At 56.0% G+C, this 13,084-nt stretch carries 12 protein-coding genes; 9 read left to right on the top strand and 3 right to left on the bottom strand.

Annotation, left to right across the window (positions count from 1 at the left end):
- Positions 1 to 258: 258 nt before the first annotated feature.
- From sodA to rhaS (AC5JPW_RS02975), 3 genes are all read right to left on the bottom strand, one after another.
- Complete coding sequence (gene sodA / locus AC5JPW_RS02965; RefSeq protein ID WP_494238187.1) at positions 259 to 879, bottom strand: superoxide dismutase [Mn]; 621 nt, start codon at positions 877 to 879, stop codon at positions 259 to 261.
- A 178-nt stretch (positions 880 to 1,057) separates the two neighbouring features.
- Positions 1,058 to 1,906, bottom strand: a complete 849-nt coding sequence (gene rhaR, locus AC5JPW_RS02970) for an HTH-type transcriptional activator RhaR (protein WP_494238188.1) — start codon at positions 1,904 to 1,906, stop codon at positions 1,058 to 1,060.
- Between the two features lie 79 nt (positions 1,907 to 1,985).
- The gene (gene rhaS, locus AC5JPW_RS02975; RefSeq protein ID WP_494238189.1) at positions 1,986 to 2,822 is read right to left on the bottom strand and encodes an HTH-type transcriptional activator RhaS; all 837 of its coding nucleotides are present in this window, start codon (positions 2,820 to 2,822) and stop codon (positions 1,986 to 1,988) included.
- Between the two features lie 302 nt (positions 2,823 to 3,124).
- Here rhaS (AC5JPW_RS02975) and rhaB point away from each other — a divergent pair, with 302 nt between their 5' ends.
- The 9 genes from rhaB to rhaM all read left to right on the top strand — a co-directional run bounded on the left by rhaB (position 3,125) and on the right by rhaM (position 13,062).
- Positions 3,125 to 4,594, top strand: coding sequence for a rhamnulokinase (rhaB, locus tag AC5JPW_RS02980; protein ID WP_494238190.1), 1,470 nt, complete (start codon positions 3,125 to 3,127; stop codon positions 4,592 to 4,594).
- Complete coding sequence (locus AC5JPW_RS02985) at positions 4,591 to 5,850, top strand: L-rhamnose isomerase (protein ID WP_494238191.1); 1,260 nt, start codon at positions 4,591 to 4,593, stop codon at positions 5,848 to 5,850. The genes rhaB and AC5JPW_RS02985 overlap by 4 nt, the downstream gene beginning before the upstream one ends.
- A 116-nt stretch (positions 5,851 to 5,966) precedes the next feature.
- The gene (gene rhaD, locus AC5JPW_RS02990) at positions 5,967 to 6,797 is read left to right on the top strand and encodes a rhamnulose-1-phosphate aldolase (protein ID WP_494238192.1); all 831 of its coding nucleotides are present in this window, start codon (positions 5,967 to 5,969) and stop codon (positions 6,795 to 6,797) included.
- A gap of 91 nt (positions 6,798 to 6,888) precedes the next feature.
- Entirely contained in the window at positions 6,889 to 7,875 is a 987-nt protein-coding gene (gene rhaS, locus AC5JPW_RS02995; protein WP_485887594.1) for a rhamnose ABC transporter substrate-binding protein, read from the top strand.
- Between the two features lie 108 nt (positions 7,876 to 7,983).
- Positions 7,984 to 9,495, top strand: coding sequence for a sugar ABC transporter ATP-binding protein (locus AC5JPW_RS03000; RefSeq protein WP_494238193.1), 1,512 nt, complete (start codon positions 7,984 to 7,986; stop codon positions 9,493 to 9,495).
- A complete protein-coding gene (locus tag AC5JPW_RS03005; RefSeq protein ID WP_494238194.1) occupies positions 9,495 to 10,499 on the top strand; it encodes an ABC transporter permease in 1,005 nt (334 codons plus the stop codon). Before AC5JPW_RS03000 ends, AC5JPW_RS03005 begins: the two co-directional genes overlap by 1 nt.
- Positions 10,496 to 11,500, top strand: a complete 1,005-nt coding sequence (locus tag AC5JPW_RS03010; RefSeq protein ID WP_494238195.1) for an ABC transporter permease — start codon at positions 10,496 to 10,498, stop codon at positions 11,498 to 11,500. The genes AC5JPW_RS03005 and AC5JPW_RS03010 overlap by 4 nt, the downstream gene beginning before the upstream one ends.
- A gap of 102 nt (positions 11,501 to 11,602) precedes the next feature.
- Positions 11,603 to 12,751 carry a lactaldehyde reductase gene (fucO, locus tag AC5JPW_RS03015; protein ID WP_494238250.1) on the top strand — a complete coding sequence of 383 codons (1,149 nt, stop codon included), beginning with the start codon at positions 11,603 to 11,605 and terminating at the stop codon, positions 12,749 to 12,751.
- Complete coding sequence (gene rhaM / locus AC5JPW_RS03020; protein ID WP_494238196.1) at positions 12,748 to 13,062, top strand: L-rhamnose mutarotase; 315 nt, start codon at positions 12,748 to 12,750, stop codon at positions 13,060 to 13,062. Before fucO ends, rhaM begins: the two co-directional genes overlap by 4 nt.
- Positions 13,063 to 13,084: the final 22 nt, after the last annotated feature.

The raw sequence follows: 13,084 nt of genomic DNA on the forward strand, positions 1-13,084 counted from the left end.
CCGCCACCTGTCAAAAAATCACTGATTTTTGTGCGCCATTTCGCCCTTAAAAAGGAGCGAGTCCAGCGCTGATGGCGAAATGTTAGAACGTCGTCACACCCAGAAAAGTGATCTCACATACAAAAACAAAACAATATTTCATTTTTATTGGATCATTGTTTTTATTTAAAGCGGCCGATTTGCCTCCATAAAAAAACCCCCACCGACTATGTCGACAGGGGCTTGATTCACCCGCGAAAGCGGGAGATTTAGCAAAACTTATTTCTTAGCGGCGAAACGTGCTGCTGCTTCGTCCCAGTTAACCACGTTCCAGAACTCTTTGATGTAGTCCGGGCGACGGTTCTGGAATTTCAGGTAGTAAGCGTGTTCCCACACATCCAGACCCACGATAGGGAAGCCAGACGCGCCAGAGATAGCTTCGCCCATCAGCGGGGAGTCCTGGTTAGCGGTAGAAACCACAGCCAGTTTGTCGCCTTTCAGCACCAGCCATGCCCAGCCAGAACCGAAGCGGGTTGCTGCTGCTTTTTCGAATTCAGCTTTGAAGTTATCAACGGAACCGAAATCACGCTCGATAGCTGCTTTCAGGTCGCCCTGCAGGGTGGTGTCTTTTTTCAGGCCTTTCCAGAAGAAGCTGTGGTTTGCGTGGCCGCCAGCGTTGTTACGCAGAACGGTCTTTTTGTCTGCCGGCAGTTGGTCCAGTTTAGTGATCAGCTCTTCAGCAGACAGGCTGGCGAATTCTGGCAGGCTTTCCAGCGCTGCGTTCGCATTGTTTACATAAGCCTGGTGGTGTTTAGAGTGATGGATTTCCATCGTCTGCTTGTCGAAATGAGGCTCAAGTGCATCGTAGGCGTACGGCAGGGATGGCAGTGTATAGCTCATACTAATCTCCATTATTGTCGGGCGGCAGATGTGTTAACGCCGCGTAAGCAGTTGGTTCATTATAGTTAGTTAAATGATATTGAAAATGTTTATCAATGCCGTAGTTTTAATATGGTTATAACATTCTGTTATGTAAACAAGCCCATGTGGCATAAGGGAATGTCAGACCAGCGGGATTCTATGCCGCTTCGTTATGCCGCTGCCGCCACTGGCTGGGGGTCATGCCGGTTTCACGAGTGAAAACCACCGAGAAATAGTTGCTGTCTTCAAAGCCACAGCGTGTGGACACTTCACCAATCATCAACTCCGTATGTTGCAATAAATACTGCGCGTGGCAAATCCGCAACTGCCGCAGGTAGTGGTTGATAGTCATCCCGGTCTGAGTCCGAAATTGCTGGCGGAGTGCCCGCTCGCTGCACCGCTCCTGCTCGCAAAACTGCTCAAGCAAAAAGCTGCGGTTGAGGCTGCCAGAAAGCGCAGTAATGAGTTTATCGAGCAGCGGCTCGCTGTTGGCGGCGGCCAGATTATCAGCAGCAAAGCGATGGCGCTTCAACGTCATCACCAGTTGGGCAAACAAGGCTTCTGCCATAGCATTCGCCAGGGCATCACTTTTGGTGCTCTCCTGTTCTAGCTGAGTGATCACCTGCCGGGCCTGGGTCATCCCGGTGCTGCCAATACGCCAGTGCGGCGTCCACTCTGAACCCTGAAGCCCCGGAATATGTGCCGCCCAGTCGAGATTCAGCGACAGGCGATCGGGGCAGTAGATGATATTTTGCAGCACCAGATCGTTGACCGATGCATAGGAGTGTTTGTCCTGCGCGCGGATGTAAAACAGGTCACCGCGGGTGATGCGATAAGGTCGGTCATTGAGCACATGCAGCCCGTTGCCACGCCAGACCAGCACCAGTTCGTAAAACTCGTGCGTATGCTCGGCAAAGACGTTTTGCGGATAGCGATCCGCCACGGCAACGGTCTGCCCTGGACGGGGGAAAAAATCGGCGCTACGAAGAATTAACTGGCTTGCCACAACGTCACCTCAGCCCAAAACAACCGATAAGTATTAGCTGATTTACGACAAAAAATCGGTGACAGCCTTCTCGTTACCGCTATTGCAATTGCACATCCCGTCCCTGACGGATATCCCGCGGCGACCAGTCAAACTCTCGGCGAAAAAGCGTCGAAAAGTGGTTACTGTCGCCAAAACCGCAGCGATAAGCGATATCGGTAATGCTGTCATCGCCATGACGTAGCATATGGCGCGCCTTGATCAGTCGCAGGCGGTTGAGATACCGCTGCGGCGTCAGCCCGGTATAGCTTTTTAGCTGGCGATGCAGGGTGCGCAGCGACAGCGCGTACTCATCAGCGAGCGACTCCCAGCACACCTCTTCGGCAAAGTGATCTTCCAGCCAGGACATCAACTGATTAAGCCGCGCATCGTTACTGAACGCCCCCTCCTCCAGACTGCTTTTACGCAACAACACCAGTAGCTGCATAAACAGAATTTCACGGTTAGCAGTGGTCGGCATATCCAGCGCATTGCCCAGGGTTTCCATCTGACCGATTATCTGGCGCACCTGTTGAAGAACGCATTGGTTAACACGCCAGTGCGACGGGTAATGCCCATCCTGCTCCTGCGGCAACAGCGCATTTAAGCCCGCCAGGAACTTGAATGCATCCGGTGAGCGATAGAGCACATTGGTCAGGCAGAGGTTGTCAGTATGTTCATATAAGTGCCTGTCGTGATCGCGCACGAAGCAGACTGTCCCACCACTGATGGTGTAGGACTGGCCGTTAAACACATGGATACCAGTGCCATGCTCAACAATCACAATTTCATGAAAATCATGATGATGCTCGGGAAACGCCGCCTGGGGCAATCGCGGCTCGATAGCAACAGGCGTGATGCCCGAAGGAAAAAAGTCCGCGCTGTGTAATACGGTCATATTGCCCCACTCACTAATGAGAAATGTTCTCAAAATAGTAATTAAGGGTGGCCGATCGCACCTTGAATTTTTGACCACAAACATGGCAAAGCCTGTCGGTTTTTCAAGAAAAGGCCGGAAAGATCAGGAATTGCGGCATGCGTCACACCGCTGAAATCCGCCGCTTTTGCTGGAAAATGTGAACTCTCTCACTTTCACCTTTGCTTTCTTGCCAGTCCCTAATGGCGACTGTCAGTAACAAGAAGGTTACCGCGACGTCCTTTTTTTAGACTGGGGGCAACAACTCTCACAAGGACCTCACCATGACTTTTCGCCATTGTGTCGCCGTCGATTTAGGTGCCTCAAGCGGCCGCATCATGCTGGCCTGCTACGCGACAGAACAGCGGAGGCTCACGCTGCGTGAAGTTCATCGCTTCGCCAACTATCTGGAAAAAAAGCACGGCTACGACTGCTGGGATATCGATGCGCTTGAAGATGAAATCTGCCTTGGACTGGAAAAAGCCTGTGCTGAGGGCGTGGTCATCGACAGTATTGGTATCGACACCTGGGGCGTGGATTATGTGCTCATCAACAAGCTCGGGGAGCGCGTCGGTTTGCCCATCTCTTACCGTGATCATCGCACCGATGGCGTGATGCATCAGGCTCTGGAGCAGCTCGGCAAAGCCAGTATTTATCGCCGCAGTGGCATTCAGTTTCTCCCCTTTAACACCCTGTACCAGTTTCGCGCCCTTGCCCAACAGCAACCAGAAGTCATGGCATCCGTTGAGCATGCCTTGCTGATCCCGGACTATTTCAGCTTCCGCCTGACCGGCAATATGAACTGGGAATATACCAATGCCACCACAACCCAACTGGTGAACATTGAAACCGACAGTTGGGATGAAACACTGCTCAACTGGACCGGCGTGCCTGCCTCCTGGTTCGGTACGCCGACCCATCCGGGCAATGTGATTGGTCACTGGCAAAATCCGCAGGGCGAAGCCATTCCGGTGGTCGCCGTTGCCAGCCACGACACCGCCAGCGCGGTCATTGCCTCACCGCTTAAACATGCCGATTCCGCTTATCTCGCTTCAGGCACCTGGTCACTGATGGGCTTTGAAAGCACCACACCCTACACCGATGACGATGCCCTGGCGGCCAACATTACCAACGAAGGCGGCGCGGAAGGTCGCTACCGTGTGCTGAAAAATATTATGGGGTTGTGGTTGCTCCAGCGAGTACTGAAAGAGCGCAATGTAGACGACCTGCCTGCGCTGATTGCTGAGGCGTGCGCCCTGCCTTCATGCCGCTTCGTGATCAACCCCAACGATGAGCGCTTTATCAACCCACTCGATATGAGTCACGAGATCCAGGCCGCTTGTCGCGAAAGCCACCAGCCCGTTCCACAAAGCGATGCCGAACTGGCGCGCTGCATCTTCGACAGCCTGGCACTGCTCTACGCTGACGTCCTGCACGAGCTTGCCCAGCTTCGTGGCAAACCATTCACCCAACTGCACATCGTGGGTGGCGGCTGCCAGAACCAGCTTTTGAATCAGCTTTGCGCCGACGCCTGTGGCCTGCCGGTGGTCGCTGGCCCTGTTGAAGCCTCCACGCTCGGCAACATCGGCGTGCAACTGATGACGCTCAATGAACTGAGCAGCGTCGACACTTTCCGTGACGTGGTGGCCGCGAGCTACACGCTGACCACTTACACCCCTCATCCTGATAACGAAATTGCCCGCCACGTCGTGCGGTTTCAGCAAAAACGACAGACTAAGGAGCTTTGTGCATGACCACTCAACTAGAACAAGCTTGGGAAATCGCTAAACAGCGCTTCAATGCTGTAGGCATCGATGTCGAAGAGGCACTGCGCCAGCTCGACAAACTGCCCGTCTCCATGCACTGCTGGCAGGGCGATGATGTCGCCGGTTTTGAAAACCCGGAAGGCAGCCTGACTGGCGGTATTCAGGCAACCGGTAACTACCCAGGTAAAGCGCGTAATGCCACCGAACTGCGCGCCGACCTTGAGCAAGCGCTGAGCCTGATCCCTGGCCCGAAACGCCTGAACCTGCACGCGATTTACCACGAAGCAGGTACGTCAGTCAGCCGCGACGCCATCAAGCCTGAGCACTTCAAAAACTGGGTTGAGTGGGCAAAAGCGAACAAACTGGGTCTGGATTTCAATCCATCCTGCTTCTCACATCCTTTAAGCGCAGACGGTTTCACCCTCTCCCATGCGAACGACGAAATCCGTCAGTTCTGGATTGACCACGTGAAAGCCAGCCGCCGCGTCTCCGCGTACTTCGGTGAGCAACTCGGCACGCCTTCAGTGATGAACATCTGGGTGCCGGATGGCATGAAAGACATCACCGTTGACCGCCTGGCACCGCGCCAGCGTTTGATGGCTGCCCTGGACGAAGCGCTGAGCGAGAAGTTCGACCTCGCCCACCACATCGATGCCGTGGAAAGCAAACTGTTCGGTATCGGTGCAGAGAGCTACACCGTCGGCTCTAACGAATTCTGCCTGGGCTACGCCGCCAGCCGCCAGACCGCCTTGTGCCTGGATGCCGGTCACTTCCATCCTACTGAAGTGATTTCCGACAAGATTTCTGCCGCCATGCTCTATGTGCCGCGCCTGCTGCTGCACGTCAGCCGCCCGGTGCGCTGGGACAGCGACCACGTGGTGCTGCTGGACGACGAAACCCAGGCGATTGCCAGCGAGATCGTGCGTCACAACCTGTTCGACCGCGTGCATATCGGTCTCGATTTCTTTGATGCTTCCATCAACCGTATCGCCGCCTGGGTTATTGGTACCCGCAACATGAAGAAAGCCCTGCTGCGTGCTCTGCTGGAACCAGTTGAGCAACTGCGCCAACTGGAAGCAGACGGCGACTACACCGCGCGTCTGGCGCTGCTGGAAGAGCAGAAATGCTTACCGTGGCAGGCCGTTTGGGAGATGTATTGCCAGCGCCACGACACCCCGGCAGGTAGCCAGTGGCTGGAGAGCGTGCGTGCGTATGAGAAAGATGTATTGAGCCAGCGCGGGTAAGACCGCCCTCACCCTAACCCTCTCCCATGGGGAGAGGGAACTTTTACCCCCTCTCCCCATGGGAGAGGGCCGGGGTGAGGGGGAATCCTCACCGCGATAACAGGAACGAGAAAATTATGCAGAACATCATTAACGCCTGGTTCACCCAGGGCATGATCAAAGCCACCAGCGATGCCTGGCTCAAAGGCTGGGATGAGCGCAACGGCGGTAACCTGACGCTGCGTCTGGACGATGCCGACATCGCCCCGTATGAAGCTGACTTCCATGCGAAGCCGCGTTATATCGCGTTGAGCCAGCCAATGCCGTTGCTCGCCAACACGCCGTTTATCGTTACCGGTTCTGGCAAATTCTTCCGTAACGTCCAGCTCGACCCGACGGCCAACCTTGGCGTGGTAAAAGTGGACAGCGACGGCGCGGGCTACCACATTCTATGGGGCCTGACGAATGAAGCGGTGCCGACCTCTGAACTGCCGGCGCACTTCCTGTCACACTGCGAGCGCATCAAGGCTACCAACGGCAAAGACCGTGTCATCATGCACTGTCATGCCACCAACCTGATCGCCCTGACCTACGTGCTGGAAAACGATTCTGACTTCATCACCCGTAAATTGTGGGAAGGAAGCACCGAGTGTCTGGTGGTCTTCCCGGATGGCGTCGGCATCCTGCCGTGGATGGTGCCGGGTACCGATGAAATCGGAGAGGCCACCGCAGAAGCCATGAACAAACATTCCCTGGTACTGTGGCCGTTCCACGGCGTCTTCGGCAGTGGTCCAAATCTGGATGAGACTTTTGGTCTTATCGATACCGCGGAGAAATCCGCAGAAGTGCTGGTGAAAGTCTATTCCATGGGTGGCATGAAACAGACCATCACCCGGGAAGAGCTGATTGCGCTGGGTAAACGCTTTGGCGTCACCCCGCTGGCAAGTGCGTTAGAGCTGTACCAATAAGAACGTCCTATAACCCCTTCGGGCAACGATCTGAAGGGGAAACTCTGTAACTACCTATGCAGTAAAAACACTAACTCGTGGAGTAAAAGCAATGAAAATAAAGACAAGCTTAATCCTCACCGTTGCCGCTCTGGCGTTGTCCGGTTCCGCATTAGCAGAAGTCAAAATCGCGCTCGTAGCGAAATCATTAGGAAATGGTTTTTTTGAAGCAGCAAACACCGGCGCGCAGGAAGCCGCCAAAGAGTTAGGTGATGTAAAAGTTATCTATACCGGCCCTACCACCACCACCGCAGAAGCACAGATCGAAGTGCTTAACGGCCTGATCGCTCAGGGTGTGGATGCGATCGCGATTTCCGCGAACGATCCGGATGCCGTGGTCCCGGTACTGAAAAAAGCCATGCAGCGTGGCATTAAAGTCGTCTCCTGGGATTCCGGGGTGGCGAAAGGCGGCCGTCAGATTCACCTGAATCCGTCGAACAATGCCCTGATTGGCGAAACCAACGTCAAGCTGGCGGCAGATGCATTGAAAGCACTGAATGTGGAAAAAGGCGACGTGGCAATCCTCAGCGCAACGCCAACCTCCACCAACCAGAATATCTGGATTGAAGAGATGAAAAAGGTGCTGCCTAAGTACCCGTCCATCAATCTGGTGACCGTCGCCTACGGTGACGATCTGTCTGATAAGAGCTACCGCGAAGCGGTCGGCCTGTTGAAATCTTACCCGGATCTGAAAGTGATCGTCTCTCCGTCCTCCGTGGGCATCGTGGCGGCGGCACAGGCGGTGAAGGACCAGGGCAAGATTGGCAAAGTGTACGTCACCGGTCTGGGTCTGCCGTCTGAAATGGCGGGAGCGGTCAAATCCGGTGCCACAAAAAGCTTCGCTATCTGGAACCCGATCGATCTGGGCTACGCCGCGACCTACCTGGCGGACGATTTAGTCAAAGGGACGGCGACCAAAACCGAGGCCAACATGGGCAAACTCGGCAAGGTGAAACTGGATGCTGACGGCAGTGGCGCAATGGCAGAGCCGTTCGTCTACGATGCCAGCAACATTGATAAGTTCTCGAAAATTTTCTAATCCCTTCTCCCTCTCCCTGTGGGAGAGGACCGGGGTGAGGGCATCAGGCCGCACGCCACCCTCACTCTGATCCCTTCCTGAAGGGAGAGGAGATATATGGAGAACATCATGACGGCATCCACACCCCTGCTGTCGCTCAAGGGCATCACCAAAGTCTTCCCTGGTGTGCGTGCCCTCGAGAACGTACAGCTCGACCTCTGGCCCGGCAGCGTCACCGCACTCATTGGCGAAAACGGCGCGGGCAAATCCACGCTGGTCAAAGTCATGACCGGTATTTACCAGCCTGAAGAGGGCGAAATCCTTTATAAAGCCATTCCCATTCAGCTTCCGACCCCAGAATCTGCGCACAAGGTGGGGATCACCGCCATACACCAGGAAACCGTTCTGTTCGACGAATTGTCCGTGACGGAGAATATTTTCGTCGGCCAGTACCTCTACAAAGGCTTGTTGAAAAAGCTCGACTGGCCCGCCATGCACCAGAAAGCACGGGATATTCTGACCCGCCTGGAAGTGCAAATCGACCCGCGTGCCACGCTCAAAACTCTGAGTATCGCCCAGCGCCATATGGTGGCGATTGCCCGTGCGCTGTCGTTTGAAGCGCAGGTGGTTATCCTCGACGAGCCCACTGCAGCGCTCTCGCAGCACGAAATTCTGGAGTTTTATCAAATCGTTGAGCGGTTAAAACAAGAGGGCAAGGCCATCCTGTTTATCTCGCACAAATTTGATGAAATCTTCGAACTGGCGGACTACTACACCATTTTGCGCGACGGCGTTTACATCGGTTCCGGCGCCATGCAGGAGATCACCGAAGAGCGCATGGTGGCGATGATGGTCGGTCGCGCCATCACCCAGACCTACCCGAAAGTCGCCTGCGAAAGGGGTGACACGGTGCTGGAAGTGAAAGACCTCTGCCACCCGACTGAATTTGCCCATATCGATTTCTCCCTGCGTAAAGGGGAGATCCTCGGCTTCTACGGCCTGGTCGGGGCCGGGCGTACCGAACTGATGCAGGCCCTCTCCGGCGTTTCCCGCCCCTCCTCTGGCGAAATTGTGCTTAACGGCAAAACGGTGCATTTCCGCCAGCCCGCGGATGCGATTCAGGCCGGGATTGTCTGCGTGCCGGAAGAGCGGCAGAAGCAGGGGGCGATCATCGAAATGCCGATTGCCCAGAACATCAGCCTGCCGCAACTTAGCAAACTCAACCCCAACGGCGTACTCAATGATGCCAAAGAGTGGGCGCTGGCAGATGAATACGCCAGACGTCTGCAGGTGAAAGCCTTTAGCTGGAAACAACCGGTAGAAACCCTCTCCGGCGGCAACCAACAAAAAGTCGTTATCGGTAAATGGCTCGCCACTCACCCGGACGTGATCATTCTCGACGAACCGACCAAAGGCATTGATATCGGCTCCAAAGCGGCGGTGCACCAGTTTATGTCTGAACTGGTCTCCCACGGACTGGCGGTGATTATGGTGTCGTCGGAACTACCGGAAGTAATGGGCATGGCGGACCGCATCATCGTCATGCACGAAGGGCTGATGGTCGCGGAATACCAGGCCGGTGAGGCGACGGCGGAAACCATCGTCAGCGCGGCCAGTGGTGCCGGTAAGGAGGCAGCATAATGTGGCAACAACTCCTGAAACACCGTGAAGCCCTGCTGGGCGGTGTGATTGTGCTGATGGTGCTTGCCATCGGCAGCCGTGTGCCGTCATTTATCGGCCCCGGCAATCTGGTGGAGATGTTTAACGACACCTCTATTCTTATCATCCTCGCGCTCGGGCAGATGATGGTGCTGCTGACCAAAGGCATTGATTTGTCGATGGCAGCAAACCTCGCGCTGACCGGCATGATTGTCGCCCTGCTGAACTTCCATTATCCGGCTATCCCGGTCTGGGCATTGCTGATCCTGGCAACCTTGCTCGGGCTGGTCATGGGGATGATCAACGGCCTGTTGGTCTGGAAGATGGGTATTCCGGCCATCGTGGTCACACTCGGCACCATGAGCATCTATCGCGGCATTATTTTCCTGCTCTCCGATGGCGGCTGGATCAACTCCCACCAGATGAGCGCTGATTTCCTCGGCCTGCCGCGCGCGTCTCTGCTCGGTTTGCCGCTGCTGAGCTGGTGTGCCGTTGCGGCGCTGCTGATCGTGGGTTACTTCCTGCGCTACAGCCGCACCGGACGCGCCCTTTACACCGCAGGCGGCAACGCAACGGCAGCGTATTACACCGGTATCAACGCCGGGAAAATGCAATTCGTCAGTTTCTGCCTTTCCGGCGCACTGGCGGGATTCTGCGGTTACCTGTGGATCTCCCGCTTCGCCGTGGCGTATGTCGACGTGGCTAACGGTTTTGAACTGCAGGTCGTGGCAGCCTGTGTGATTGGCGGCATCAGCACCATGGGCGGAACAGGCCGGGTGCTGGGATGTTTGTTGGGCGCGCTGTTCCTCGGCGTTATCAACAACGCACTGCCTGTCATCGGTATTTCCCCCTTCTGGCAGATGGCGATTTCCGGCACGGTGATTGTCATTGCGGTTCTGCTGAATGAACGTGGCAACAAACGCAAAGGGCGTCTTATCCTGCGCGATGCAGCCCTGGCACGACAGAAAGTGGCGGTGAAATCATGACCAAAATGCTGACGTCCAACGCGGTGAACACGATTCCCGCCGCACCTTCCTTCTGGCAGCGCCTGCTCTGCTGGGAAGGCTTTTTACTGGCGGTGACGCTGGCAGTGTTTATTGCCAACTCGCTGGCCTCGCCCTATTTCCTGAATATCTGGAACCTTTCTGACGCCACCTTTAACTTCACGGAAAAGGCGATCATCGTGCTGCCCATGGCGATGCTGATCATTGCCCGTGAGATTGACCTGTCGGTAGCCTCCACTATCGCACTGAGCTCGACGGTGATGGGTTTCTGCGCCGCGGCGGGCCTGGATACGCCGCTGCTGGTCTGCGTTGGGCTGGGGGTCGGTCTGTTGTGCGGGCTGTTCAATGGCATCCTGGTGACGCGTTTTAACCTCTCGTCCATCGTGATCACCATCGGCACCATGAGCCTGTACCGCGGCATCACCTACATCCTGCTGGGCGATCAGGCGCTTAACGCGTATCCGGAGAGCTTCGCCTGGTTCGGTCAGGGCTATGTGTTCGGCGCACTGTCGTTTGAGTTCGCGCTGTTTATCGTCCTCGCCGTCGTGTTCGCCTTCCTGCTGCATCGCACTAACTTTGGTCGCCGCACCTATGCCATCGGCAACAATCCGACGGGCGCGTGGTACTCCGGCATCAACGTGAAGCGCCACAACCTGATTCTGTTTGCGCTGGTCGGGTTAATGGCGGGCCTGGCATCGGTGTTACTGACGTCACGACTGGGCAGTACCCGACCGACCATTGCGATGGGCTGGGAACTGGCGGTGGTCACGATGGCGGTGCTGGGTGGGGTCAATATTCTCGGCGGGTCCGGCAGCATGGTGGGCGTGGTGATTGCCGCCTTCCTGATGGGGCTGGTGACCTTTGGTCTGAGCCTGCTCAACGTGCCGGGCATTGTGATGTCGATTATCGTCGGCGCGATGCTGATCGTGGTGATTTCACTGCCGATTATCTACCGCCGGGTCATGCAGCGCAGGCGCATTTAATTTCCCCCTCAGCTCGATGCGGCCTTTCCCCCTCTCCCCTGTGGGGAGAGGACCGGGGTGAGGGGAACAGGATTTCCCAAAATCAATGTTAAGGAGAATATGATGAGCTTTATGTTAGCCCTTCCCAAAATCAGCCTGCATGGCGCGGGCGCAATCGGTGATATGGTCAACCTGGTCGCCAACAAACAGTGGGGTAAAGCGCTGATTGTGACCGATGGCCAACTGGTCAAACTCGGCCTGTTAGACAGCCTGTTCGCCGCCCTCGACGCGCACCAGATGTCCTATCACCTGTTTGATGAAGTCTTTCCAAACCCGACCGAAGAATTAGTGCAAAAAGGCTATGCGGCATACAAAGCTGCAGATTGCGATTACGTGATTGCCTTCGGCGGCGGCAGCCCAATTGACACCGCCAAAGCGGTAAAAATCCTCACCGCTAACCCTGGCCCGTCTACCGCTTACTCCGGCGTGGGCAAAGTGAAAAACGCAGGCGTACCGTTAGTGGCCATCAACACCACCGCCGGGACAGCCGCTGAAATGACCAGCAACGCGGTGATTATCGACTCTGCGCGTCAGGTGAAAGAGGTGATCATCGACCCGAATATCATCCCGGATATCGCCGTTGATGATGCCAGCGTGATGCTGGAAATCCCGGCTTCTGTCACCGCTGCAACCGGTATGGATGCCCTGACTCACGCGGTGGAAGCCTATGTGTCCGTGGGTGCGCATCCGCTGACCGACGCCAACGCGCTGGAAGCGATTCGCCTGATTAACCTGTGGCTGCCCAAAGCCGTCGACGATGGTCATAACATCGAAGCCCGCGAGCAGATGGCCTTTGGACAGTACCTGGCAGGGATGGCATTTAACAGCGCCGGTCTGGGCCTGGTTCACGCCCTCGCCCACCAGCCGGGGGCGACGCATAACCTGCCGCACGGCGTCTGCAACGCCATCCTGCTACCGATCATCGAAAACTTTAACCGCCCGAATGCCGTGGCACGTTTCGCTCGCGTAGCGCAGGCGATGGGTGTCGAAACCCGTGGCATGAGCGACGAAGCGGCAAGCATGTCGGCGATTCAGGCCATTCGCGATCTCAGTGCACGCGTGGGCATTCCGTCTGGTTTCAGTAAGCTGGGCGTCACCAAAGAAGATATCGAAGGCTGGCTGGACAAAGCGCTGGCGGACCCTTGCGCACCGTGCAACCCGCGCACTGCCAGCCGCGATGAAGTCCGCGAGCTCTACCTGGAGGCATTATGATCCGTAAGGCCTTTGTGATGCAGGTGAACCCTGGTGCACACGAAGAGTATGAACGTCGCCATAACCCCATCTGGCCCGAACTGGAGGCAGTGCTGAAAGCACATGGCGCGCACCATTACGCCATTTATCTCGATAAAGCCCGTAACCTGCTGTTCGCGACAGTGGAAATTGAGTCAGAAGAGCGCTGGAACGCGGTGGCCAACACCGAAGTCTGCCAGCGCTGGTGGAAGCACATGAGCGATGTGATGCCCTCCAACCCGGACAACAGCCCGGTGAGCGCAGAGCTTAACGAAGTGTTTTACCTGGCGTAAAAACGTAATAGCTCCCCGCAGG

Source organism: Phytobacter sp. (assembly GCF_059074235.1).